This window comes from Pseudomonas sp. LW8, from assembly GCF_041956865.1.
Taxonomy (GTDB): Bacteria; Pseudomonadota; Gammaproteobacteria; order Pseudomonadales; family Pseudomonadaceae; genus Aquipseudomonas; species Aquipseudomonas siliginis.
The window spans coordinates 4,896,806-4,921,674 of record NZ_CP168138.1 but is presented as its reverse complement, the minus strand read 5'-3'; the positions used below and the strand labels follow the sequence as shown (position 1 = coordinate 4,921,674).

Below are 24,869 nucleotides of genomic sequence, written 5' to 3'. Positions count from 1 at the left end.
AGAGAGCCTGATGCGTATTTTTCTTTTTTGGTTGACTGCGTCGCTGTCTTTCACCGCGTGGGCGGCACCGGTCGAGCAGAGCCCCGAGGCGATCAAGGCGCAGTTGCAGGATTACTACTTCGACGCCGCCCGCCGGGGTGATGTGCCGATGCTCGAGACCTTTATCGAGTCCGGCTATTCCCTCGATACCCGCGATAGCAAGGGGTACACCGCGCTGATTCTGGCGGCCTATCACGGTCAGGCGCCGGCGGTTGAACGCCTGCTCGCCGCTGGCGCGGATGCCTGTGCCCAGGACCAGCGGGGCAACACGGCGCTGATGGGCGCGATATTCAAAGGCGAATTACAGATCGCCCGGCGACTGATGGCCAGCGATTGCAGCCCCGACCAGCGTAATGGCGCCGGACAGACAGCGGCGATGTACGCCGGGCTGTTCAAGCGTCTGGAATTGCTTGATGCGTTGAAAGCCAGAGGCGCCGACCTCAATGCCGAGGATCCGCTGGGCAACAGCGCCGCACGTCTGGCCAGCGGCGAAATCCGTACTGCTGCGCCGCGCTGATCGGCGGTGGCTGCGTTATCATCGCGTCTTTTGTTCCGGGGGTTCTGATGGCCAAGGCCAAGCGCATGTACGGCTGCACCGAGTGCGGCGCAACCTTTCCCAAGTGGGCCGGGCAGTGCGGCGAGTGCGGTGCCTGGAACACCCTGACCGAAACCATGATCGAAAGCGGCGGCGCCACGGCACCTACCGGGCGCACCGGTTGGGCTGGCCAGCAGGCGCAGATCAAGACGCTCGCCGAAGTCAGCATCGAAGAGATTCCACGTTTTTCCACCGCCTCCGGTGAGCTCGACCGCGTGCTCGGCGGTGGTCTGGTCGATGGCTCGGTTGTGCTGATCGGCGGTGATCCGGGGATCGGCAAATCGACCATTCTGTTGCAAACCCTGTGCAATCTGGCCAAAAGCATGCCGGCGCTGTACGTCACTGGTGAGGAATCCCAGCAGCAGGTGGCGATGCGCGCCCGCCGTCTCGGCCTGCCGCAGGATCAACTGCGGGTGATGACCGAAACCTGCATCGAAACCATCATTGCCACCGCCCGCCAGGAAAAGCCCAAGGTGATGGTGATCGACTCGATCCAGACCATCTTCACCGAACAACTGCAATCGGCCCCGGGCGGCGTGTCGCAGGTGCGCGAGAGTGCGGCGCTGCTGGTGCGTTACGCCAAACAGAGCGGCACGGCGATCTTCCTCGTCGGCCACGTCACCAAAGAGGGCGCCTTGGCCGGTCCGCGTGTTCTGGAACACATGGTCGATACCGTGCTGTATTTCGAAGGTGAATCCGATGGTCGTCTGCGTCTGCTGCGTGCGGTGAAGAACCGTTTTGGCGCGGTCAACGAATTGGGCGTGTTCGGCATGACCGACAAGGGCCTGAAAGAAGTCTCCAACCCATCGGCGATTTTTCTTACCCGCGCTCAGGAAGAAGTCCCGGGCAGTGTGGTCATGGCGACGTGGGAAGGCACCCGACCGATGCTGGTGGAAGTGCAGGCGCTGGTCGACGACAGCCATCTGGCCAACCCGCGTCGGGTGACGCTGGGCCTGGATCAGAACCGATTGGCTATGTTACTCGCGGTGTTGCACCGCCACGGCGGGATTCCGACCCACGATCAGGACGTCTTCCTCAACGTGGTCGGTGGCGTGAAGGTGCTGGAGACAGCGTCGGATCTGGCGTTGATGGCGGCGGTGATGTCGAGTTTGCGCAATCGGCCGTTACCGCATGATCTGCTGGTGTTCGGCGAAGTCGGCCTGTCCGGCGAGGTGCGCCCGGTGCCAAGCGGGCAGGAGCGGCTGAAAGAAGCGGCCAAGCACGGTTTCAAACGCGCCATCGTGCCGAAGGGTAATGCTCCGAAGGAATCGCCGGCGGGGTTGCAGATCATTGCCGTGACCCGCCTTGAACAAGCACTTGACGCACTGTTTGAGTGAACGCCGAACCTCTGTGGTGAGGGGATTTATCCCCGTTGGGGCGCGTAGCGGCCCTGAAAAAAACGGGTCTGCTGCGCAGCCCAACGGGGATAAATCCCCTCGCCACATAAGTCCCTTCACCACATAGATCCCCCTCACCACAGGGCATTCCAATTCGGGGTTGGGGGTGGCGCTAGATTTCGATCAGCGCACCCAGTTCGCGCTCCAGCTCGGCCTCATCCGCCAGATTCAGTTCGATCAAGCGGCGCAGGCGCTGGATCGATTCCAGGCTGATGTGCCGGCAGATGAACCCCAAGTGGCCGTTTTCCTCGTGGGCCAGACGCACGTCCATTTCTATATCGACGTCTTCGCTCAGATGAATGTCGACTAGGAAGTCCTGCTCTTTATCCCCGAGCCACGGCTCCGGTCGCTCGATCAGCAGGCCCTTGAGCGACAGGTCGATCAACTTGACCGGCCAGATGTACTCGCCCTGTTTCAGCTCGGTTCGGGCATCGAACGCAATACGTTTGAAACGACGTCGATTGGCGGGGTGCTCGCTCATGGCGCAATCCTCATGAAGGTTCGCTGACTATAGACCGCGAATGCGGGCGCCAGCCAATCGCTCAAGCGTCTAGACCTATGTCGGGGTATGGCCTTTGGCGCCGTAAGCGCTAAACTCGGGGTGGCTGTCTTTCTTGTCCACCCTGGCTGGAATAATAAAATGAAAAATAATAATAGCCTGCTGCGCCACTTACCCTGGCTCGTGCTGGCAATCGTAGGAGCGTGCGCCCTGGGCGTAGTGGCATTGCGCCGCGGCGAGGCGATCAACGCCTTGTGGATTGTGGTCGCTGCCGTGGCCATTTATCTGGTTGCGTACCGTTACTACAGTCTGTTCATCGCCAACAACGTGATGCAACTGGATCCGCGTCGGGCCACCCCCGCCGTGCTCAACAACGATGGTCTGGACTACGTGCCGACCAACAAACACATTCTTTTCGGTCACCACTTCGCGGCCATCGCTGGCGCGGGGCCGCTGGTCGGTCCGGTGCTGGCGGCGCAGATGGGGTATCTGCCCGGCACACTCTGGCTGATTGCCGGTGTGGTGCTGGCGGGCGCGGTGCAGGACTTCATGGTCCTGTTCATGTCGACCCGACGCAACGGCCGTTCCCTGGGCGACATGGTGCGTGAAGAGATGGGCCGGATTCCCGGGACCATCGCACTGTTCGGCTGCTTCCTGATCATGATCATCATCCTCGCGGTGCTGGCGCTGATCGTGGTCAAGGCCCTCGCCGAGAGCCCGTGGGGCATCTTCACCGTGATGGCGACCATCCCGATCGCGATGTTCATGGGCATTTACATGCGCTACATCCGCCCGGGCCGCATCGGCGAGATCTCCGTGGTCGGTGTGTTGCTGCTGCTCGGCTCGATCTGGCTGGGCGGGCAGATTGCTGCCGATCCGGTATGGGCCAAAGCCTTCACTTTCACCGGTGTGCAGATTACCTGGATGCTGGTCGGTTACGGTTTTGTCGCCGCGTCGCTGCCAGTGTGGCTGATTCTGGCACCGCGTGACTATCTGTCGACCTTCCTCAAGATCGGCACCATCGTCGCCCTGGCGATCGGTATTCTGGTGACCATGCCCGAGCTGAAAATGCCGGCACTGACCCAGTTCGTCGACGGCACCGGCCCGGTGTGGAAGGGCGGTCTGTTCCCGTTCCTGTTCATCACCATCGCCTGCGGTGCGGTTTCCGGTTTCCACGCGTTGATCTCGTCGGGCACCACGCCGAAGCTTTTGGATAACGAAACCAACGCCCGCTACATCGGTTACGGCGGCATGCTGATGGAATCGTTCGTGGCGATCATGGCCATGGTTGCCGCTTCGGTGATCGAGCCGGGCGTGTACTTCGCCATGAACAGCCCGGCCGCCGTGGTCGGCAGTGATGCCGCGTCAGTGGCGCAAATGGTCACCAGCTGGGGTTTCGCGATTACGCCGGAGGCGCTGCAAGCGGTTGCCCATGATATCGGCGAAACCACCATTCTCGCCCGCGCCGGTGGTGCGCCGACCCTGGCGGTCGGTATTGCGCAGATCCTGCACAGTGTCCTGCCGGGTGAAAACACCATGGCGTTCTGGTACCACTTCGCGATCCTGTTCGAAGCGCTGTTCATCCTCACCGCTGTGGACGCCGGTACCCGTGCCGGGCGTTTCATGCTGCAGGATCTGCTCGGCTCCTTCGTACCGGCGCTGAAACGCACCGAATCCTGGACCGCCAACCTGATCGCCACCGCCGGTTGTGTGGCGATGTGGGGCTGGTTGCTGTATCAGGGCGTGATCGATCCACTGGGCGGCATCAACACCCTGTGGCCATTGTTCGGCATCTCCAACCAGATGCTCGCCGGTATCGCGCTGATGCTCGGCACCGTGGTCCTGATCAAGATGAAGCGCCAGCGCTACATCTGGGTCACCCTGTTGCCGGCCACCTGGCTGTTGATCTGCACCACCACTGCTGGCTTCATCAAGCTGTTCGACGCCAACCCGGCGATCGGCTTCCTGTCCCTGGCCAAGAAGTACAGCGATGCGCTGGCCAACGGTCAGGTGCTGGCGCCGGCGAAAAGCGTCGAGCAGATGCAGCACGTGATCTTCAACGCCTACACCAACGCCACACTCACCGCGCTGTTCCTGTTCGTGGTCTTCAGCATCCTGTTCTATGCGCTCAAGGTCGGCATCGCCGCCTGGGGCAAGAAAGAACGTACGGATAAAGAATCGCCATTCCAGGCCCTGCCGGATGCGTAACCAGAGGATTGCAGCATGTTCAATGACCTGAGTCGCCTCGGTAAATACCTCGGTCAGGCCGCGCGCCTGATGGTCGGCATGCCCGACTACGACACCTACGTCGAGCATATGCAAACCAAACACCCGGACAAACCGGTGATGAGCTACGAGATGTTCTTTCGCGAACGTCAGGAAGCCCGTTACGGTGGCAAGGGTGGGCCGAAGTGCTGTTGAGCTGACAGCATCAAGTTGAGGTAATCCCCTGTGGGAGCGAGCCTGCTCGCGAATACGGAGTGTCAGTTGATGAAGGATATGACTGACACACCGCTTTCGCGACCAGGCTCGCTCCCACATTTGTTTTTGTGTTCTTTTCAGGAGATCGGGTTTTGTCTTCTCCCATTCCGGTAACGGTCCTCAGCGGTTTCCTCGGCGCCGGCAAGACCACCTTGCTGCGCCATTTATTGAAAGCCGAGCACGGTCTGAAAATCGCCGTGATCGAAAACGAATTCAGCGACGCCGGCATCGACACCCAACTGTTGGGTGATGAACCGGTGCAAGTCATGACCCTGGCCAACGGCTGCGTCTGCTGCACCATTCACACCGATCTGACCAAGGCGCTGTACTTGCTGCTCGAGCGCCTGGACAGCGGCGAGATCGCCTTCGATCGTCTGGTGATCGAGTGCACCGGTCTCGCCGATCCGGCACCGGTGGCGCAGACCTTTTTCATCGACGAAGAGCTGCGCGAGCGTTACCTGCTCGACGGCATCATCACCCTGGTCGACGCTGCCCACGCAGACGTGCACCTGACCCAAACCATCGCCCAGGCACAGATCGGTTTCGCCGATCGCTTGCTGGTGAGCAAGACCGATCTGGTCGATGAGTCGACGTTCACCGCGCTGAGCGAACGCCTTACGCGAATCAACCGTCGCGCGCCGATCCGCGTGGTCGAGCATGGCAACATCGACCTGGCTGAACTGCTGGATGTGCGTGGTTTCAACCTCAATGCTGACCTGGGCGGCGGTTTGAGCTTGCGTCCGGTGAGCAAGGCGCCGTCGATCGATCGCATCTCCAGCCTGGTGCTGCGCACCGATCAGGCGCTGGATATCGATCAGCTCAGCGAGTTCATGAACGAGTTGCTGGAAGAGCATGGCAAGCAATTGCTGCGTTACAAAGGCGTGCTGAATATTGCTGGCGAAGATCGGCGCCTGGTGTTTCAGGGTGTGCTGAAACTCTATGGTTTCGACTGGGACACCGAATGGGCCGAGGGCGAGGCGCGGGAGAGTGTGATCGTGTTTATTGCCGATGACTTGCCGGAAGAGAAGATTCGTGCGGGTTTTGCGCGGGTAGCGGCGCGACAAGCCTGATATTTCAACAGCTCAGAGGGCCTCTTCGCGAGCAGGCTCGCTCCCACAGAGGATTGCATTCCTCCTGACAGAATGCGGTCTTTTGTGGGAGCGAGCCTGCTCGCGAAGGCGATCTAGCCGACAGCACAATGCCCATGGTCTGAACCCAGCAGTGTCTGCTCAAGATGATCCAGATGCCGATTCATCAGCCCCTCTGCCTTAGCAGCATCACCTCGCTCCACAACCTCAACCAACGCCAAATGCTCCTGCCACGCGCAACAGCTGCGCGTCGGGCACCGACTCCGCGCAATCGCCAACGACGTCAGCGGCACCAGACTGTGCAGAAAATGCGCCAACGGCACATTAGCCGCCATCCGCGCCAACTGCAGATGAAACTCCCCCGATAACCGAATCGCCGCCCCGCGCCGATCCTGCTCGACGGCGCGCTTCTCGCGCTCTATCAACGTGCGCAAGCAATTCAAATCGTCTGGCTGCGGACGCTGACACGCCAATCGCACCAAGGTGTTCTCAGCCAACCGTCGCGCATGCAAGGTCTGCCGGATCAGCTCCCGATCAGGCGCAGCCACTCGTGGTCGATGATTGGCGCGCAATACCACGATCTGCTCATGGGACAACTGCGTCAGCACCCGTCGTACATCGGCGCGGCCGGCGCCGAACATCGCTTGCAGACTGTCCTCGGTGAACCGGCTGTCTTCATCGATACGCTGCTCGAGAATCGCGTCGAACAGTCGCGGATACAACTCCTCAACCGGCATGCGCAGGCGAGAGACGGGCAGGGCGGTAGAATCGGCATGCGAGGCTGAAGCAAAACTGTTCATGGCCGTTCTCCTGGCAAATCAGGTGGGCAGGTTGTCGTCCGGAATATTCAGCTCAACGCCCATGCGCTGGCCTTCGCGCAGAATGTGCCGACGCATTTCGGCGCTGGCCTGAGCGCTGTTCTTGCTGCGGATCGCGCGGACCACCGCTTCGTTTTCTTCCAGACGTTCGGCCAGATGTTCCGGGGAATTGCGCAACACTTCGGCGCTTTGCTTGAGGGCATTGCTGGTCTGCTGCACCACGCTCTGGAAAATCGGGTTCGAGGTCAGCGTGAACAGTTCTTCGTGGAAGGCGATGTAGGCTCTGACCCCGGCCTCACTGTCACCGGCCTCGAGGGCTTCGCGCATGTCCATCAGGGTCAGGCGCAACTGGCCGACCTCCTTGCTGCTGATCGATTGCGCAACCAGCCCGACAATGAACGGCTCGAGGGTGTAGCGCAGTTGCAGCACATCTTCCAGGCTCGCCCCGGCGACTGCGCTGTCGTGGCTCTGGCTGTCGCTGAGTTGCGCATCGAGGACGACCACGCCTTTGCCCGGCATCGAGCGCACCAGGCCGAGTGTTTCCAGCACGATCACCGCTTCGCGCAGGCTCGGCCGGCTGATGCCCAGCTGTTCGGCCAGTTCACGCTGGCCCGGCAGCATGTCGCCGGAGCGCCACTGGCCTCGGGCCAACGCGGCGCGGAGTTTTTCCACCACTGAATTGACGACGGTTGAAGTTGTAATCACGTATTGGCTCCCTGCGCCGTGCCTGCGCATTGGCAGGCACGGCACTCATTCAGAATTCTTTCGCCGCCGCCGGAGCGACGGTTTTTCGCGGTTGAAAGTTATAGCCCTGTTCGCCGTTGAGCACCTTGTTCGCTCGCTGTACATCGATGTCCTTTTCCCAGCGGGCGATGGCCACGGTGGCGACGCAGTTGCCGATCAGATTGGTCAGCGCGCGGCCGATGCCCATGAACCAGTCCACGGCCAACACCAGCACCAGGCCGACCACGGGAATCGCCGGAATCGCCGTCAGCGTTGCCGCGAGAATCACCAGCGCCGAACCGGGAATGCCGTGGGCGCCTTTGGAGGTGATCAGCGACACCAGCAGAATCGTCAGCAAATCGGTCATCGCCAGCGGTGTGCCGGTGGCATTGGCGATGAACACGATGGCCAGGGTCAGGTAGATCGAGAAGCCGTCGAGGTTGAACGAGTACCCGGTCGGGATCACCAGACCGACCGTCGAGCTGCCGATACCGAGGTGTTCGAGCTTGCGCATGATCTGCGGCAGCACGGCGTCGGAAGAGGCGGTGCCCATGACGATCAGCAGTTCTTCCCGCAGGTACTTGAGCAGCGGCCACATGCGCAGGCCGGAGACGCGCATCACCAGACCGAGGATCAGCGCGACGAAGGCGATGCAGGTCAGGTAGAACAGACCGACCAGACTGCCCAGGTGCTGCAGCGAGTCGAGACCGTATTTGCTGGTGGTGAAGGCGATGGCGCCGAACACGCCGATCGGCGCCAGCCGGACGATCATGCCCATGATGCGGAAAATCACGTGGCTGAGTTCGTTGATCAGTCGCGAAATCCCGGAAGCCGCTTCGCCAACCAGATTCAGCGCACTGCCGAACAGCACCGAGAACAACAGCACTTGCAAGATATTGTTGTCAGCGAAGGCACCGATCACCGAGGTCGGGATCAGGTCCATCAGAAATTGCGTGGTGGTGTGCATGTGCTGGCTGCGCTCGGCGAGGTCGCCCATGTCGGCGCTGGAGAGTTGCTCCAGATGAATGTTCGCGCCGCTGCCAATGCCGGTGCTGAAGGCGAACACCAGGCCGATCACCAGAGCGATGGTGGTCAGCACTTCAAAGTAGATCACCGATTTGAGGCCAATGCGCCCGACCTTCTTCAGATCGCCCGCGCCGCTGATGCCGCTGACCACCACGCAGAACACGATCAGGCCAATCAGCATCTTGATCAGTTTGATGAAGCCATCGCCGAGCGGTTTGAGCTGAGCGGAGTATTCAGGAAGGGTCAGCCCGCAGACGATGCCGAGCATCAGTCCGAGAACCACTTGAAGGAAGATTGAACGCGAGCACCATCTGAGCATGGGAGGAATCCTGGGTCGGTGTCCTGGCTGCCGCACGCGTTGCGCAGCGGATGCAGGACTTAATTATTGTGGTCTTACCGGTATGTCCAGTGCAGGCGCAGTCTAGGCTTGGTTTTTTCCTGATTACAAGGGGGAAACATGAAATTGGCATGACCGGTCTGACCAGTGGCCCCAAACGCGTATAGGAGCTGCCGAAGGCTGCGATCTTTTGATCTTGTTTTTAAAATCCAGATCAAAAGATCGCAGCCTTCGGCAGCTCCTACAGGTGAATTGCAGGCGAAAAAAAACCGGCCAATCACTTGGCCGGTTTTTCATGCTGCTGGTTTAACGTCGCGATTAAGCGCCGTACACCGGCAGTTTCTTGCAGATGGCTTTGACTTTCTCGCGAACGGCATCGATCACCGCTTCGTTGTTCAGGTCAGCCAGGATGTCGCAGATCCAGCCGGCCAGATCTTTGCACTCAGCCTCTTTGAAACCGCGAGTGGTCACAGCCGGAGTACCGAAGCGCAGGCCGGAAGTCACGAACGGCGAGCGTGGATCGTTCGGCACGGAGTTCTTGTTCACGGTGATGAACGCTTTGCCCAGAGCGGCGTCGGCGTCTTTACCGGAGATGTCCTGCTTGATCAGCGACAGCAGGAACAGGTGGTTTTCAGTACCGCCCGAAACCACGTCGAAACCGCGCGCGATGAACACTTCGGCCATGGCCTTGGCGTTCTTCACCACTTGTTGCTGGTAAGCCTTGAACTCAGGCTGCAGCGCTTCCTTGAAGCAGATCGCCTTGGCCGCGATCACGTGCTCCAGCGGGCCACCCTGGGCGCCCGGGAATACTGCGGAGTTGAGCTTCTTCTCGATCTCGGCGTTGGCACGGGCCAGGATCAGACCGCCACGTGGACCGCGCAGGGTCTTGTGCGTGGTGGTGGTCACGACGTCGGCGAACGGTACCGGGTTCGGGTAGACACCAGCGGCAACCAGACCGGCGACGTGAGCCATGTCGACGAACAGGTAGGCGCCAACCTTGTCAGCGATCTCGCGGAAGCGCGGGAAGTCGAGGATCTGCGAGTAGGCCGAGAAACCGGCAACGATCATTTTCGGCTTGTGCTCGACCGCCAGACGCTCGACTTCGTCGTAGTCGATCAGGCCGTTGGCATCGATACCGTATTGAACGGCGTTGTACAGCTTGCCCGAGGAGGAAACGCTGGCGCCGTGGGTCAGGTGACCGCCATGGGCCAGGCTCATGCCCAGAATGGTGTCGCCACCTTGCAGCAGAGCCAGGTAAACAGCGGCGTTGGCTTGGGAACCGGCGTGCGGCTGAACGTTGGCGTAATCGGCGCCGAACAGTTCCTTGGCACGGTCGATGGCCAGTTGCTCAACCACGTCAACATATTCGCAACCACCGTAGTAACGCTTGCCCGGATAGCCTTCGGCGTACTTGTTGGTCAGGACCGAGCCTTGAGCTTCCATCACCGCTGGGCTGGTGTAGTTTTCCGAAGCGATCAGCTCAATGTGTTCTTCCTGACGCTGAGCTTCTTGCTCCATGGCGGCAAAAAGGTCGGCGTCGTACTTGGCAATAGTCAAATCACGGCTGAACATGGCGGTCCTCAAGGATCGGGGGCAGAAAAGGGGGGCATTCTAACCCAACCGCTTTTGGATGACATATGAAACGACGTCATGTCGCAGACAAGTGGCGTTCATGACAGATGTGCGGTGCTTTTGCCGGCCCCTTCGCGAGCAGGCTCGCTCCCACATTTGAGATGCATTCCCCTGCTGCAATGCATTCCCCTGTGGGAGCGAGCCTGCTCGCGAAGGGCGCGCCGCAGATGTTCAGTCGAACATGAACAGCGCATCGTTACAGAACTGCGCTTCAAACCGTCCCGCCGGCATCGGCCGGCCGAACAGATAGCCCTGCACCTCATCGCAACCATGCTCACGCAGGAAGTCCAGTTGCTCATGGGTTTCCACGCCCTCGGCGATCACCGCCAGGTTCAGGCTGTGGGCCATGGCAATGATCGCCCGGGCGATCTGCGCGTCCTGTTCGCCGGACGGCAGGCCGTCGACGAAAGTACGGTCGATCTTCAGCACGTCGATCGGGAATTGCTTGAGGTAGTTGAGCGATGAATAACCGGTGCCGAAGTCATCGACTGCGATGCTCAGGCCGAGGTTCTTCAGCCCGGCAAGAATCTGCATCGCCTCGCTGACTTCGCGCATCAGGATGCTTTCGGTCAGTTCCAGCTCCAGACACGCCGGCGGCAGGCCGGTTTCGCGCAGGATCGTCGCGATTCGCGTGCCCAACTGGCCGTCGGAGAACTGCCGTGCGGAAATGTTCACCGACACCTTCGGCACCCGCACCCGTTGCTGGTGCCAGGTTTTCAGCTGTCGACAGGCCTCGCTGATGACCCAGTCGCCAACGTCCACCACCAGGCCGAGCTCTTCCAGCACCGGAATGAAATCCCCCGGCGGCACCAGCCCGCGACGTGGATGGCGCCAGCGCAGCAGCGCTTCGGCGCCGGTCAGGCGCTTGCCGTCGCCACTGAACTGCGGCTGGTAATACAGGACGAATTCGTTCTGCTCCAGCGCATGGCGCAGATCGCTTTCCAGTTCCAGACGCTCCAGCGCACTGGCGTTCATGTCGGCCTGATAGAACTGGAAGTTGTTCTTGCCGCGTTCCTTGGCGTGGTACATCGCCGTGTCGGCGTTCTTCATCAACTGGCTGAGTTCGTTGCCGTCCTGCGGACTCAGGGCGATGCCGATACTGGCGGTGACGAAGAACTCGCGGCCCTCGAGCACGAACGGCCGCACCAAGCTGGCGAGAATCTGCTCGGCGACATGAATCGCCCGGTTCAGCGCCAGTTCGCGATTGGAGCGATGCTGCAGCAGCAAGGTGAATTCGTCGCCGCCCATGCGCGCCACGGTGTCGTCGTCATCGACGCAGGCCAGCAGGCGCGTGGCCATGTCCTTGAGCATGCGGTCGCCGGCGGCGTGGCCGAGGGAGTCGTTGATCGGTTTGAAACGGTCGAGGTCGAGGAACATCAGCACCACCCACGACTTCTGCCGTTCGGCCGCTTGCAGCGCGGTGTGCAGACGATCCTGGAACAGCGTGCGGTTCGGCAAATGGGTGAGGGCATCGTAATAGGCGAGGCGGTGGATGCGCTGCTCGCTGGCCTTGCGCTCGCTGATGTCGCTGAAGAAACACACGTAGCTGGCCAGATCGCCCTCGTCGTCGAGCACGGCAGTGATGCCGACCCACGCCGGGTAATGCTCGCCGTTACGGCGCTTCATCCATACTTCGCCTTCCCAGGTGCTGTGCTCGTGCAACTGCTTGAGCACGTAGCGCAGGTGCGCATCCTGCTGCTCGTCGACGGTGAGCATGTTCGGCAACTGGTCAAGCACTTCGCCGACGCTGTAGCCGCTGACCCGACTGAACGCTTCGTTGGCCTGAACGATATAACCGGCCGGGTCGGTGATCAGGATTGCCGAAGTCGAGTGCTCGAATACCGTAGCGGCCATGCGCAAATCTTTTTCGGCACGGCGCTGCTGGCTGATATCGCGGCCGACGCCGAGCACGCCTTCGAACGCGCCGTGTTCGTCCCACACCAGCACCAGGCGCAGTTCGATCGGAATCTTGCGGCCATCGGCACGCAGGCAATCGAAGAGGAACAGTTGCGTTTGCACCTGACTGCGCAGCAATGCCAGTTGCTCGGGCTTGTCCAGCGCCTTGCTGACGCGGTCCATCAGCACATGAATGCCGTTCAGTTGCCCGGGATTGGCGATGATCGATTGCCAGCCGTTCTGGAAGATCCATTCGGCGTTGTAGCCAAGCACGGCCTGCACCGACGGGCTGACGTAGTTCAGCGAGAGCTTGCTGTCGGTGGAGAAAATCACGTCGCTGATGCTTTCGGCGAGCATGCGGTAGCGCTGCTCGCTGTCACGCAGCGATTCGCTCGCCTCAATCTGTTCGGTGATGTCCTTGGCGACGCCGATGATCCGCGTGACCTGATCATGCTTGTCCCGCGCCAGCGCCTGTTCACGGATGTCGAAGCGCCGCCACTTGCCGTCGCGATGGCGGAAGCGCAATTGGCATTGCAACAACTGGCTGTAACCGGCGTGACGCTGCAACTGCCGCGAGCGATGGTAATAGTCGGCGTCTTCCGGATGCAGAAGGATTTCCCAGAAGTATTCGCCCATCTGATGCAGTTCAGTGCGGTTGTACCCCAGGGTCTGGCCGAGGTGGTGGTTGCTGAAAATCATCCGCTGGCTGATCACGTCCTGCACATACAGATGATCCGGCACGGTGCGAACCACGTCCGACCAGAAGCCTTCGCGCTCCAGCAACGACAGCTCGATCAGCTTGCGGCTGGTGATGTCGTTGATGCTGAGGATCACCGCTTTATAGTCGTGCTGCTCGCTCGGCAGGCGCAGGACCATCCACAGGTGCTGGTCGCGACCATTGCTGTTGGGCAGTTTGATTTCCAGTTCCAGCTGTTTCTGCTGCTGCAGGACGGCGTCGAGGATCTGCTGACCGATCGCGCACTGCGGATGGCGCTGGCCATCGATCAGCAGTTGCCAGGCATCGTCGCAGGAATGCACATCGAGCAGTTGCAGGGCGACCTGGTTGACCTCGGTGACGCGCATTTCCTGGAGAAGTTGCTGGCGCTGCTGCGGTTGGTCGAGCCAGGCCTTGAGCTGGTCGCTGGTCTGGATCTGCGCCTTGTCGAACATCTGCTTGAGGCCGGACAGGTCAAGCACGCACAAGGCCACGCCGGTGCCTTCGAAAATATCCTGGTAACGCCGCCGGCCTTCATGCACCTGGCGCTGGCGCCGACGCATGTTTAGCAGTGCAATCACCGGCAACATCGAGAACGCCAGGCCGAGCAGGCATTTGCCGATGAACGCCGGCAGCAATTCTTCCAGTACGCGCTGGCGGTCGAACAGCCCGCGCAGTTGCCAGTCGCTGCTGCTCAGCGGCACGGTCAGTACGGTGTTGGCGACATCGTCAGGCGTCAGCCCGCCAGCCTTGACCGAGGGCAGCCCTGCTTCGCGGCTGATGATCTGGTGATTGAGGCGGTTTTCCACCAGCCACAACGGGCGCAGGGCGGTGGCGTCCTGTTTGGTCAGCGAGTCGAAGAAGGTTGGCGTCAGGCGCAAGGCCCAGTAACCGCGACTGCTGCCGCTGGCCTGATGCAACAGCAGGTGCACCACCGAGCCGTCATCGGCATTGCTGAAGTAATGCGCCTGGGCGCGGCTGCGGCGCACCAGTTCGGTCAGGTAATCGGCGTCGGAACTGTCGGTGGCGCTGTCGCTGATGATGCGGCCGGAGGGCGAGAGCAGGGCCATGCTGCGCAGATCGGGCAGCGAACGTTGCAACTTGCGCAGGAGCATCTGCTGTTCGTCGGCGGTTTGCGGTTGTTCGACGATCGGTAGCAGATTGAGGGCGATTTGCGCATTCAGCGCCATGTTCAGGCTGACCTGAGCGGCGAGATCGGCGGTGTAATCGATGGTGTACTGGCGCTGGTTCTTCTGGGTTTCACGCAATTGATCGAGCAGTTGCCAGAACAGCAACGCGAGCAATAACAGCACGAGGGTGGCCAGCGCACCCTTTAATGTCCCGCGCAGGGGCGAGCCGGGCGCCGGTGGGGTGCTGCTCACAGAGGCTGGCGGAGTGACATTGGTCAAGCTGTGATCCTGCGATTTGGCTGGACTGGCGCGACGTGCACTATAAGCCGGACGCCCGAAGGGCGGCTAGCATGCCTTGAGTTGTGGCGAAGTGCCAGCCCCTCTCGGCTGGACTGCCTTCCGGCATTAAGGTAGCTTTGCCGGTTAGACCGGGGGCGTTCCAGCCCCTACAATCAGACTTTTTCCAGCGCGCACGCATTGATTGCGATCAAGTGAACGACGCGCACAGTCTGGCCAGGCATCGCCTGCGCTCCAATCATTCATCTGTCACTGACCCAAGGTTCTCCATGGCTCAATACGTCTTCACCATGCATCGGCTGGGCAAAGTTGTTCCGCCGAAGCGGGAAATCCTCAAGAACATTTCGCTGTCCTTCTTCCCCGGCGCCAAGATCGGCGTGCTCGGCCTCAACGGTTCGGGTAAATCCACGCTGCTGAAAATCATGGCTGGCGTCGACACCGAGTTCGAAGGCGAAGCCCGTCCGATGCCGGACCTGAACATCGGTTACCTGCCGCAAGAGCCGCAGCTCGACCCTGCCAAGACCGTACGTGAAGTGGTCGAGGAAGCGGTCAGCGTGATCAAGGATGCGCAAGCGCGTCTGGACGAGGTCTACGCGGCCTACGCCGACCCGGATGCCGACTTCGACAAGCTTGCTGCTGAACAGGCCAAGCTCGAAGCGATCCTGCAGGCCAGCGACGGCCACAACCTTGAGCGCCAGCTGGAAGTCGCTGCCGATGCACTGCGTCTGCCAGCCTGGGACGCGAAAGTCGAACACCTGTCCGGTGGTGAAAAGCGCCGTGTCGCCCTGTGCCGTCTGCTGCTGTCCGCGCCGGACATGCTGCTGCTCGACGAACCGACCAACCACCTGGATGCCGATTCGGTGGCGTGGCTGGAGCATTTCCTCCATGACTTCCCGGGCACCGTGGTCGCGATCACGCACGACCGTTACTTCCTCGACAACGTCGCCGGCTGGATTCTGGAACTCGACCGCGGCGCGGGCATTCCTTACGAGGGCAACTATTCGGGCTGGCTCGAAGCCAAGTCCGATCGTCTGGCCCAGGAATCCAAGCAGCAGTCGGCTCATGAAAAAGCCATGAAAGAAGAACTGGAGTGGGTGCGCAAAGGCGCCAAGGCCCGCCAGTCGAAATCCAAGGCACGTCTGCAACGCTTCGAAGAAATGCAATCGCAGGAATTCCAGAAGCGCAGCGAAACCAACGAGATCTACATCCCGGCCGGTCCGCGCCTGGGCGACAAGGTCATCGAATTCAAGAACGTCACCAAGGGCTACGGCGATCGCGTGCTGATCGACAACCTGTCGTTCTCCATGCCGAAAGGCGCCATTGTCGGCGTGATCGGTGGTAACGGTGCCGGTAAGTCGACGCTGTTCCGCATGCTGATGGGCAAGGAAACCCCGGATTCGGGCAGCATCGAAATCGGCGAAACCGTGCAATTGGCCTGCGTCGACCAGAGCCGCGAAGACCTCGACGGCAGCAAGACCGTGTTCCAGCAGATTTCCGACGGTTCCGACCAGATCCGCATCGGCAACTACGAGATCCCGTCGCGCACTTACGTCGGCCGCTTCAACTTCAAGGGCGGCGATCAGCAGAAGTTCGTCAAGGATCTGTCCGGCGGTGAGCGCGGTCGTCTGCACCTGGCGCTGACCCTGAAGGAGGGCGGCAACGTCCTGCTGCTCGACGAACCGTCCAACGACCTCGACGTGGAAACCCTGCGTTCGCTGGAAGAAGCCCTGCTGGACTTCCCGGGCGCCGCCATTGTGATCTCCCACGATCGGTGGTTCCTTGACCGTGTCGCCACGCACATCCTGGCGTACGAAGACGACTCGCAAGCGGTGTTCTTCGAAGGCAACTACACCGAGTACGAAGCCGACCGCAAAAAACGCCTCGGCGAAGCAGCGGCCCAGCCTCACCGGGTACGTCACAAGAAACTGGCCTGATTCGGGTTGGTTGCACAAGAGCGGAGCCTTCGGGCTCCGTTTTTTTTGCCCTGGGTTTTTCCTGATAAACCGAGTTGCGGCTTTCGCGAGCAGGCTCGCTCCCACAGGGGTAACGCATTCCAAATGTGGGAGCGAGCCTGCTCGCGAATACGGTGTAACTGTTGGTGCAAGTCTTGGATCTGTGCTCCCCACTCAGGTGCAAAAACGGATCAAATACCCCTCGGATTTATATCCTGTGCACCATTTAATTTCATAACTGCGACATTTTGCTCTGTTCCTGTGCGCAATTCGTTTGTTACAGTCCGGCCCAATCTCCTCCAACGACAATAAATTTGCCGAGACTTTGCCCATGATCGAATCCGTCGAATCCTTCCTTGCGCGCCTGAAAAAACGCGACCCGGATCAACCCGAATTCCACCAGGCTGTCGAAGAAGTCCTGCGCAGTCTGTGGCCGTTTCTTGAAGCCAATCCGCATTACCTGACTTCAGGCATTCTCGAGCGCATCTGCGAGCCCGAGCGCGCGGTGGTGTTTCGCGTGTCGTGGGTCGACGATCAGGGCAAGGTCCAGGTCAATCGCGGTTTCCGCATCCAGATGAACAGCGCCATCGGCCCTTACAAGGGCGGCCTGCGCTTCCATCCATCGGTGAACCTCGGCGTGCTGAAATTCCTCGCCTTCGAGCAGACCTTCAAGAACTCGCTGACCTCCTTGCCCATGGGCGGCGGCAAGGGCGGTTCCGACTTCGATCCGAAGGGCAAGAGCGACGCCGAGGTCATGCGTTTCTGCCAAGCGTTCATGAGCGAGTTGTATCGCCACATCGGCGCCGACGTTGACGTGCCGGCCGGTGACATCGGCGTCGGTGCGCGGGAGATCGGTTTCCTCTTCGGCCAGTACAAGCGCCTGAGCAACCAGTTCACCAGCGTCCTCACCGGCAAGGGCATGACCTACGGCGGCAGCCTGATTCGCCCGGAAGCCACCGGTTTCGGCTGCGTGTACTTCGCCGAGGAGATGCTCAAGCGCCGCGGGCAGGGCGTGGAAGGCAAGCGCGTGGCGATTTCCGGTTCCGGCAACGTTGCTCAGTACGCGGCGCGCAAAGTGATGGACCTGGGCGGCAAAGTGATTTCCCTGTCCGACTCCGAAGGCACGCTGTACTGCGAGGCAGGCTTGAGCGAAGCACAGTGGCTGGCGCTGCTGGAGCTGAAGAACATCAAACGCGGGCGCATCAGCGAACTGGCGAACGCCCATGGTCTGGAATTCCGCGCCGGCCAACATCCGTGGTCGCTGCCGTGCGATATCGCGCTGCCCTGCGCGACACAGAACGAACTTGATGCCGAGGCCGCGCGCACGCTGCTGCGCAATGGCTGCGTCTGTGTGGCTGAAGGCGCGAACATGCCGACCACGCTGGAGGCTGTGGATATCTTTATCGAGGCCGGTATTCTGTTCGCACCGGGCAAGGCGTCGAATGCGGGCGGTGTTGCCGTCAGCGGTCTGGAAATGTCGCAGAACGCCATGCGCCTGCTGTGGACGGCGGGCGAGGTGGACAGCAAGCTGCACGCGATCATGCAATCGATCCACCACGCCTGCGTGCATTACGGCGAAGACAACGGTCAGATCAATTACGTCAAAGGCGCGAACATCGCCGGTTTCGTCAAAGTCGCCGATGCGATGTTGGCGCAAGGCGTGGTTTAAGCCGGTTCGATGCGAATCACTTCGATCAGTTGGTCGCCGGCAGGCCGCTGCCATAGCACTTCATCGTTGAGCCGGGCGCCAAGCAAAGCCCGGCCCAGCGGTGAGGCCCAGTTGATCAGGCCCTGACTGGCGTCGGCCTGATCTTCGCCAACCAGTTGCACGCGGTGTTCAGTGTCGTGTTCATCGGCAAAAGTCACCCAGCTACCGATTTGGACCTTGTCGGTGGAGGTCGCAGCGACTGCGACTTGGGCGCTGCTCAGGCGTTGAGTGAAATAGCGCAGATCCCGTTGCAGATCGGCCAGACGTTGCTTGTCGGCCTGCTCGCCCTTGGCCGTTTGCTCGGCGTGCAGGCTTTGCAGCTCGGTGACCTTCGCCTGCAACTGCGCCAGACCTTGCGGGGTGACGTAGTTGGGCTGCGTGCTGACCTGACGTTCGACCGGCTGATCGGCCTGCGCGGCGGCGTTGTCTTCGTTGACGAATGCGCGACTCATGAAGTCCTCCTGTTAAAGGATTTGGGCCATGGTTGCCGGCATTTGGTTTCAACGGATGTCTGCAAGCGACCTATTGCGAGCGATAAGCCCGCCCGACGTCCTGGTCCTTCTGCTGCTGCCAGGCACGTTCGCGCTCATCCCAATGTTCGTTGCGATATTGCTCGCGATCCCTGTTTTCCAGCATCGCCTGACATTGGCGGAAGCCGTCGACCCAGCCGTCGGCGTATTGCTGGTCCTTGAGATAGCGCGGCACATTCTTGCGAAACTCACCGCTGATCGAGCCCGCCGCTTGCCGGCCGCTGACGCAACCGTCATCGAAACCGTCGGCGAAGGCCGGTGGATAACCCTTGGCGATCAAGTCTTCATGGGTGGTCTGGCAACCGCCCAGCGCCAATACAACGCCCAACAATCCCACGTACCGCCACATCGCACTCTCCCGCGCCGATACTCGGCTCATAAGGAAAGTCTAGAAGGGGATTCATGAGGCGGCTGTCGAAGGCCTGTGAAAAATCCATTGCACACCACAAGGCCCCTGTGGGAGCGAGCCTGCTCGCGAAGGCGTCTTGTCAGGCAACACTGCTATTGACTGACCCACCGCTTTCGCGAGCAGGCTCGCTCCCACAGGGAGATTTACACAGGCTCGGGATCAGTAGTGATACCACTTCACTTCAAGCATGACTTCCGTTTCCGGGCTGGCGAGCTGGCTGAATTCACGCTGCGCGCTCAGGCGCAAACCGAGGTTGCGCGACAGCTCCCACTGCTGATTCAGGCTCAGGCTACGGCGCACTTCGCCATTGAAGAAGTAGTCGCCCTTGGCCTCCAGGCTCAGATTGCCCAGCGGGTTTTTCCACAGCACGCCGGTATTGAAGCCACCAGCCGGGGAAACGAACTCGGCGAAGTCGTTGTTGTGTTCCACGCGCACCGTGCCCAGCGCGAAGCCGAGCACGTCTTCGCCCAACTGCCACGTGCCGCCGCCGCCACCGTTGACATGGCTGACCAGCGTCTCGTCATCATGCTTGCCCGGCACCCGCTCAAGGCCACCGGTGACTTGCCACGACAGCGGTTGCAGCAGCTCGTTGCGCGGTGTCAGCGAACGAATGGTCGCCAGGTCCAGTTGCTGCAACTGCCAGTCATTGCCTTCGTACTGACGCAGCTTCAGTTGCAGAATTTCGATCTGCGCGCCGAGGGGGAAGCTTTCGGCGTTGTCATTGAGGTCGTGATAAGCCATGCGCAGGCCATATTCGCCAAAGGCGCGATCGCCTCGCGTACCGAGGCCGGCCTGCCAGGTGCGGGACTCGTGGCCATCTTCGGGCAGACCGGGTTGCGGAATTTCCAGCTCCGGCGCCGGGTTCTTGTTGATCGCCCGCAGCAGTTCGAAACTGCGCTGCGCTCGTTGCGGGTCGCGCTCCTGGCCGTTGGCGCGGTAGCGCTCCAGACGATAGGCGGCGTCGACGATCAACGCCTGACGTGCGCGCGGCAGGGCTTTGAACGTTGGCTCTTGCAGGACTTTTTGATCGGCGCTGACTTTCAGCACCCATTGCTGTTCTTCATCGCTCAACGGTTCGGCGCGGCTGAGCAGTTCACGTTCGCGGGACGGGCGATATTCGATGTGTTCGACCAGCCCGGCCTCTTTCACCGCTTTGACGGTGTCGGTCGGGATTGCGGTCAGCGGGAATTGTTCGGTCAGGCGCAGGCTCGGTCGCGCCACTTGCAGCAATTCCAGCAAGCGATACGAGCAGTTTTCGTCGAAGAAGAAATAGTCGAACTGGATCTGCTTGAGCTCCCACACATGTTCGACCATGCGTGCGGTTTCTTCCTGGGTCAGGTTGAGGCGGTATTCCCACAGGTCGCGGTTTTCCAGGCTGCGGTATTCCGACAATTTTTCCTGATACGGCACCAGCGCAAACAGCCCCGGGTAGCCGCCCATCAAGCCTTTCCAGGCATACAGAATGCTGTTGTCCGAGCCTTCGATGTAGGCACCGAAGTTGATCGCGTAGCTGAGCAGCGAAGTCTTGTCGGCCTGCACATCCGCCTGATCGATGCGCAGCAGGGTGTGGCCGAACATCGACGAAGGGCTGTTGAGATACGCCGCCGGGAAGATCATCACCGCGCTGTGCGGCGAGACGTCCTTGAACCATTGCTTGTATTCGGCGCATTCGGGCGCTGGCAGGTCGGCGAGATTGAGCTGCGCTTTCAGCCAGCGTGTACGCGCCGGGTACACGCATTGTGCGTGTTGCTCGCCGAGACTGGCCGGGGCGTACAGCGCCTGCACGGTGGCGGCCAGTTCGCGGTCCGGATGCTCGTTGCCATCGGACGCGAGAAAGAACTTCTTGTCGCTGACATAGCTGCGCCAGCCGCCGAGTTTGGCGGTTTCGTAATGACCGAGGGAAATCCAGAAGCGGTCGTTGGCCAGTTGCTGCAAACGTTGAGGATCGATGTGAGGCGCGGCGGACAGCGGGGCGCAGACACAGAGCGCCAGCCAGGCAAGGCGTTTGAGCATAGTCGGCAACTTGAACAGGAAAAGAAATAAAAGACCCAAAGAGGGGCGGGCCAAAAAAACAAAACCCGCTTCCCGAAGGAAGCGGGCGGGGTCGAGCTTAAGCCTGAGTTGCGTACTTGGCCAGACGTGGGTCCGATTTCAGTACCGCCAGGGTGTTGGTATGCACGTCTTCAGCGGTCACGTCAGCCTTGCTGAAGATCTGCTGGAAGTGCTCGTGGGTCACTTGCGCGAAGTGCGCGCGATCTTCCGGTGCTACGCCCAGGACCACGGCATAAGTGGTCAGCGCTTCGCCATTGCCTTTGGCCATGTCTTCGGACAGCTCGTTCATCATGCCATTCATGGCGAACCAGGATTTGCCGCCGTAGGTCAGCGATGCGTTGGTCGAGCAACCGTTGGTGCCGGAAGTCATACCGAACGTGGCGTTACCGGAAGTGCCGTTGGTGGTGGAAGCAAGGAAGTGCGCCGGGGTGCCACGCTGACCTTCGAACAGCATGTTGCCCCAACCGCAATCCGGGCCGCCCGGGGCTTGCGCCATTGCGTTGATGGATACAGCGGTGAAGAGAGTACCGAGAAGAATCCGTTTCATAGCTTTGTTCTCTTTATGTGCATACCAATGGACAGGGTTCTGGCCCTTCGCGCTCTGCCCGAGGACAGAACCGAAAGTGTCAGTGGGCCGGTATTAGTTCCAGCCGCGCAGTTTGGAGTTTAGGCACGTTCCAGCGGTTCCGTGATTTTTTGCAAAATATTTGGAATAAACCTCTGATTTATCGGGATGCGTCGGCCGGCCGCGCGCTTGTCTATGCTTTGTCATGTGGCGCGCCTTGCCAGTGGGGCACGGGCAGCGCCAGAATGCCGCTACCTGCCCCGCCTGATTGTTAAGGAAGCCCGATGCCTGATCCTGTTGCTGCCAGCCTGCGTCTTGCGCCCGAAGCGCTGACTCGTCCGTTTTCCGCTGAACAGTTCAGCTTCACTAGCACCAATGATCTGGAGCCCTTTCGCGGTGTGCTCGGCCAGGAACGCGCGGTCGAAGCCTTGCAGTTCGGTGTGGCGATGCCACGCCCCGGTTACAACGTATTCGTCATGGGCGAGCCCGGCACTGGCCGTTTTTCGTTCGTCAAACGCTACCTGAAAGCCGAAGGCAAGCGCCTGCAGACCCCGGCGGACTGGGTCTACGTCAACAACTTCGATGAGCCGCGCGAACCGCGTGCACTGGAGCTGCCATCGGGCACGGCGGCCTCGTTCATCGCTGACATCAACGGCCTGATCGACAACCTGCTGGCGACTTTTCCGGCGGTTTTCGAACACCCGTCCTACCAGCAGAAAAAAAGCGCCATCGACCGCGCCTTCAACCAGCGCTACGACAAGGCGCTGGACATCATCGAGCGCCTGGCCCTGGAAAAAGACGTCGCCCTGTACCGCGACAGCAGCAATATCGCCTTCACGCCGATGCTCGACGGCAAGGCCCTGGACGAAGCCGAATTCGCGCAGTTGCCGGAAGCCGAGCGCGAGCGTTTTCACGATGACATTTCCGGCCTCGAAGAGCGCCTGAACGAAGAACTCGCCAGCCTGCCGCAGTGGAAGCGCGAGTCGAACAATCAACTGCGCCACCTCAATGAAGAAACCATCACCCTGGCCTTGCAGCCGTTGCTGGCGCCGCTGTCGGAGAAGTACGCGGAGAACGCCGGGGTCTGCGGTTACCTGCAAGCGATGCAGGTCTACCTGCTGAAAACCGTGGTCGAACAACTGGTCGACGACAGCAAGACCGACGCCGTCGCGCGCAAGTTGCTGGAGGAACAATACGCACCAAGCCTGGTGGTCGGGCATCCGGCCAGCGGCGGTGCACCGGTGGTATTCGAGCCACATCCGACCTACGAAAACCTGTTCGGCCGCATCGAGTACACCACTGATCAAGGTGCGCTCTACACCACTTACCGGCAGTTGCGTCCGGGTGCGCTGCACCGCGCCAATGGCGGTTTCCTGATTCTCGAAGCGGAAAAAATGCTCAGCGAGCCGTTCGTGTGGGATGCGCTCAAACGCGCCCTGCAATCGCGCAAACTGAAAATGGAGTCGCCGCTGGGCGAGATGGGCCGCTTCGCCACCATGACCCTGAATCCGCAGCACATCCCGCTGCAGGTCAAAGTCATCATCATTGGTGCGCGGCAGCTGTATTACACGCTGCAGGATCTCGATCCGGACTTCCAGGAGATGTTTCGCGTTCTGGTCGACTTCGACGAAGACATCCCGATGGTCGACGAAAGCCTCGAGCAGTTCGCCCAGCTCCTGAAGACGCGTACTTCGGAAGAAGGCATGGCGCCGTTGACCGCCGATGCGGTGGCACGATTGGCGACCTACAGCGCACGGCTGGCCGAGCATCAGGGGCGCTTGTCGGCGCGCATTGGCGATCTGTTCCAACTGGTCAGCGAGGCGGATTTCATTCGCCATCTGGCCGGCGATGAAATGACCGACGCCGGCCATATCGAACGCGCCCTGAAAGCCAAGGCCACCCGCACCGGGCGGGTCTCGGCGCGGATTCTCGACGACATGCTCGCCGGAATCATCCTCATCGACACTGACGGTGCAGCAGTCGGCAAGTGCAACGGGCTGACGGTGCTGGAGGTCGGTGATTCGGCGTTCGGCGTGCCGGCGCGGATTTCCGCCACGGTCTATCCGGGCGGCAGCGGTATCGTCGACATCGAACGTGAGGTCAACCTCGGCCAGCCGATTCACTCCAAAGGCGTGATGATCCTCACCGGTTATCTGGGCAGCCGTTACGCCCAGGAATTCCCGCTGGCGATTTCGGCAAGCATTGCGCTCGAGCAGTCGTACGGTTACGTCGACGGCGACAGTGCATCGCTGGGCGAGGCGTGCACGCTGATTTCGGCACTGTCGAAAACCCCGCTCAAGCAATGTTTTGCCATCACCGGTTCGATCAACCAGTTTGGCGAAGTGCAGGCGGTCGGCGGGGTCAACGAGAAGATCGAAGGCTTCTTCCGCCTCTGCGAAGCACGCGGTCTGACCGGCGAGCAGGGCGCGATCATTCCCCAGGCCAACGTCGCCACGCTGATGCTCGATGAGAAAGTCCTCGCCGCCGTGCGCGCCGGCCAGTTCCACGTGTATGCGGTGCGTCAGGCCGATGAGGCGCTGAGCCTGCTGGTGGGCGAGCCGGCCGGAGAGCCGAACGCCGATGGCGAATTCCCCGAAGGCAGCATCAATGCCCGAGTGGTCGAGCGCCTGCGCGATATCGCCGAGATGATCAGCGAAGAGGACTTGAAAGAGGCCGAGAAGGAGCTGGCGCAGGAGGCTCTCGCCGAAGCCAAACCGGCCTGACAGGCTTGCAATAAACCCTGTGGGAGCGAGCCTGCTCGCGAAAGCGCTGTTTCAGTCGACGAATGAGTTGGCTGATCCATCGTCTTCGCGAGCAGGCTCGCTCCCACAATGCTTTTCCAGATTGATTTCTGCGGGGATCTTCGGGGAATGTGTCACGAGTCTGGCGCCAATATTCACACAATGACCATTCGGCGCCTTCTGGTTCCATTTGGCTTGCGCGGGACACTTTTCTTCTATTCTCAGGTCAAGGATATCGA

The 24,869-nt window shown here is 60.7% G+C and carries 18 protein-coding genes; 8 read left to right on the top strand and 10 right to left on the bottom strand.

All coding sequences use genetic code 11. The annotated features are described in order from the left end of the window. Positions 1–10 precede the first annotated feature (10 nt). Entirely contained in the window at positions 11–556 is a 546-nt protein-coding gene (locus AB9L16_RS22245) for an ankyrin repeat domain-containing protein (protein WP_150638460.1), read from the top strand. Positions 557–603: 47 nt separating this feature from the next. Further along, positions 604–1,971: a DNA repair protein RadA gene (gene radA, locus AB9L16_RS22240; protein ID WP_095181861.1), complete on the top strand. Its 1,368-nt coding sequence runs from the start codon at positions 604–606 to the stop codon at positions 1,969–1,971. Between the two features lie 172 nt (positions 1,972–2,143). Here the strand turns inward: radA and AB9L16_RS22235 are convergent, their stop codons facing one another. Then, a complete protein-coding gene (locus AB9L16_RS22235; protein ID WP_252868313.1) occupies positions 2,144–2,512 on the bottom strand; it encodes a PilZ domain-containing protein in 369 nt (122 codons plus the stop codon). Positions 2,513–2,671: 159 nt separating this feature from the next. On the opposite strand from AB9L16_RS22235, the gene AB9L16_RS22230 reads away from it, so the two are divergent. The 3 genes from AB9L16_RS22230 to yjiA all read left to right on the top strand — a co-directional run bounded on the left by AB9L16_RS22230 (position 2,672) and on the right by yjiA (position 6,081). Next, positions 2,672–4,738: a carbon starvation CstA family protein gene (locus tag AB9L16_RS22230; RefSeq protein ID WP_041477781.1), complete on the top strand. Its 2,067-nt coding sequence runs from the start codon at positions 2,672–2,674 to the stop codon at positions 4,736–4,738. A 15-nt stretch (positions 4,739–4,753) separates the two neighbouring features. After that, a complete protein-coding gene (locus tag AB9L16_RS22225; RefSeq protein ID WP_003228401.1) occupies positions 4,754–4,951 on the top strand; it encodes a YbdD/YjiX family protein in 198 nt (65 codons plus the stop codon). Between the two features lie 152 nt (positions 4,952–5,103). After that, on the top strand, positions 5,104–6,081 hold the full coding sequence (yjiA, locus tag AB9L16_RS22220; RefSeq protein ID WP_375122711.1) for a GTPase: 978 nt from the start codon (positions 5,104–5,106) through the stop codon (positions 6,079–6,081). A gap of 113 nt (positions 6,082–6,194) precedes the next feature. Here the strand turns inward: yjiA and AB9L16_RS22215 are convergent, their stop codons facing one another. The 5 genes from AB9L16_RS22215 to morA form a co-directional block, all read right to left on the bottom strand. After that, a complete protein-coding gene (locus tag AB9L16_RS22215) occupies positions 6,195–6,899 on the bottom strand; it encodes a GntR family transcriptional regulator (RefSeq protein ID WP_375122710.1) in 705 nt (234 codons plus the stop codon). Positions 6,900–6,917: 18 nt separating this feature from the next. Then, entirely contained in the window at positions 6,918–7,622 is a 705-nt protein-coding gene (locus AB9L16_RS22210; RefSeq protein ID WP_252868310.1) for a FadR/GntR family transcriptional regulator, read from the bottom strand. A gap of 49 nt (positions 7,623–7,671) precedes the next feature. After that, positions 7,672–8,985 carry a C4-dicarboxylate transporter DctA gene (locus AB9L16_RS22205; RefSeq protein ID WP_150742265.1) on the bottom strand — a complete coding sequence of 438 codons (1,314 nt, stop codon included), beginning with the start codon at positions 8,983–8,985 and terminating at the stop codon, positions 7,672–7,674. A 336-nt stretch (positions 8,986–9,321) separates the two neighbouring features. After that, complete coding sequence (glyA, locus tag AB9L16_RS22200; RefSeq protein WP_375122709.1) at positions 9,322–10,575, bottom strand: serine hydroxymethyltransferase; 1,254 nt, start codon at positions 10,573–10,575, stop codon at positions 9,322–9,324. 231 nt (positions 10,576–10,806) lie between these two features. Next, positions 10,807–14,655 carry a cyclic di-GMP receptor MorA gene (morA, locus tag AB9L16_RS22195; RefSeq protein WP_353188926.1) on the bottom strand — a complete coding sequence of 1,283 codons (3,849 nt, stop codon included), beginning with the start codon at positions 14,653–14,655 and terminating at the stop codon, positions 10,807–10,809. A 287-nt stretch (positions 14,656–14,942) separates the two neighbouring features. Here morA and ettA point away from each other — a divergent pair, with 287 nt between their 5' ends. Together ettA and gdhA are read left to right on the top strand one after the other, a co-directional pair. Next, the gene (gene ettA / locus AB9L16_RS22190; RefSeq protein ID WP_016773108.1) at positions 14,943–16,607 is read left to right on the top strand and encodes an energy-dependent translational throttle protein EttA; all 1,665 of its coding nucleotides are present in this window, start codon (positions 14,943–14,945) and stop codon (positions 16,605–16,607) included. A 349-nt stretch (positions 16,608–16,956) separates the two neighbouring features. Then, positions 16,957–18,294: an NADP-specific glutamate dehydrogenase gene (gdhA, locus tag AB9L16_RS22185; protein WP_236168705.1), complete on the top strand. Its 1,338-nt coding sequence runs from the start codon at positions 16,957–16,959 to the stop codon at positions 18,292–18,294. Here gdhA and AB9L16_RS22180 read toward each other — a convergent pair. The 4 genes from AB9L16_RS22180 to AB9L16_RS22165 all read right to left on the bottom strand — a co-directional run bounded on the left by AB9L16_RS22180 (position 18,291) and on the right by AB9L16_RS22165 (position 21,871). Next, positions 18,291–18,785, bottom strand: coding sequence for a GreA/GreB family elongation factor (locus AB9L16_RS22180; protein WP_110646711.1), 495 nt, complete (start codon positions 18,783–18,785; stop codon positions 18,291–18,293). The two genes, gdhA and AB9L16_RS22180, sit on opposite strands and share 4 nt — an antisense overlap. Positions 18,786–18,855: 70 nt before the next feature. Beyond that, a complete protein-coding gene (locus AB9L16_RS22175; protein WP_056790510.1) occupies positions 18,856–19,212 on the bottom strand; it encodes a hypothetical protein in 357 nt (118 codons plus the stop codon). Between the two features lie 219 nt (positions 19,213–19,431). Next, complete coding sequence (locus tag AB9L16_RS22170; protein ID WP_375122708.1) at positions 19,432–21,285, bottom strand: DUF4105 domain-containing protein; 1,854 nt, start codon at positions 21,283–21,285, stop codon at positions 19,432–19,434. Positions 21,286–21,382: 97 nt separating this feature from the next. Beyond that, positions 21,383–21,871 (bottom strand): DUF3015 domain-containing protein, encoded by a 489-nt coding sequence (locus AB9L16_RS22165; protein ID WP_016773112.1) that lies wholly within the window; start codon positions 21,869–21,871, stop codon positions 21,383–21,385. Between the two features lie 302 nt (positions 21,872–22,173). On the opposite strand from AB9L16_RS22165, the gene AB9L16_RS22160 reads away from it, so the two are divergent. Further along, positions 22,174–24,612, top strand: a complete 2,439-nt coding sequence (locus AB9L16_RS22160; RefSeq protein ID WP_056790505.1) for a Lon protease family protein — start codon at positions 22,174–22,176, stop codon at positions 24,610–24,612. Positions 24,613–24,869: the final 257 nt, after the last annotated feature.

What these genes read in the sequence shown, in the direction of transcription:
- AB9L16_RS22245 (WP_150638460.1), top strand. Translation starts at nt 11, where the DNA reads ATGCGTATTTTTCTTTTTTGGTTGACTGCGTCGCTGTCTTTCACCGCG.
- radA (WP_095181861.1), top strand. Translation starts at nt 604, where the DNA reads ATGGCCAAGGCCAAGCGCATGTACGGCTGCACCGAGTGCGGCGCAACC.
- AB9L16_RS22235 (WP_252868313.1), bottom strand. Translation starts at nt 2,512, where the DNA reads ATGAGCGAGCACCCCGCCAATCGACGTCGTTTCAAACGTATTGCGTTC.
- AB9L16_RS22230 (WP_041477781.1), top strand. Translation starts at nt 2,672, where the DNA reads ATGAAAAATAATAATAGCCTGCTGCGCCACTTACCCTGGCTCGTGCTG.
- AB9L16_RS22225 (WP_003228401.1), top strand. Translation starts at nt 4,754, where the DNA reads ATGTTCAATGACCTGAGTCGCCTCGGTAAATACCTCGGTCAGGCCGCG.
- AB9L16_RS22215 (WP_375122710.1), bottom strand. Translation starts at nt 6,899, where the DNA reads ATGAACAGTTTTGCTTCAGCCTCGCATGCCGATTCTACCGCCCTGCCC.
- AB9L16_RS22205 (WP_150742265.1), bottom strand. Translation starts at nt 8,985, where the DNA reads ATGCTCAGATGGTGCTCGCGTTCAATCTTCCTTCAAGTGGTTCTCGGA.
- glyA (WP_375122709.1), bottom strand. Translation starts at nt 10,575, where the DNA reads ATGTTCAGCCGTGATTTGACTATTGCCAAGTACGACGCCGACCTTTTT.
- ettA (WP_016773108.1), top strand. Translation starts at nt 14,943, where the DNA reads ATGGCTCAATACGTCTTCACCATGCATCGGCTGGGCAAAGTTGTTCCG.
- gdhA (WP_236168705.1), top strand. Translation starts at nt 16,957, where the DNA reads ATGATCGAATCCGTCGAATCCTTCCTTGCGCGCCTGAAAAAACGCGAC.
- AB9L16_RS22180 (WP_110646711.1), bottom strand. Translation starts at nt 18,785, where the DNA reads ATGAGTCGCGCATTCGTCAACGAAGACAACGCCGCCGCGCAGGCCGAT.
- AB9L16_RS22175 (WP_056790510.1), bottom strand. Translation starts at nt 19,212, where the DNA reads ATGTGGCGGTACGTGGGATTGTTGGGCGTTGTATTGGCGCTGGGCGGT.
- AB9L16_RS22170 (WP_375122708.1), bottom strand. Translation starts at nt 21,285, where the DNA reads ATGCTCAAACGCCTTGCCTGGCTGGCGCTCTGTGTCTGCGCCCCGCTG.
- AB9L16_RS22165 (WP_016773112.1), bottom strand. Translation starts at nt 21,871, where the DNA reads ATGAAACGGATTCTTCTCGGTACTCTCTTCACCGCTGTATCCATCAAC.
- AB9L16_RS22160 (WP_056790505.1), top strand. Translation starts at nt 22,174, where the DNA reads ATGCCTGATCCTGTTGCTGCCAGCCTGCGTCTTGCGCCCGAAGCGCTG.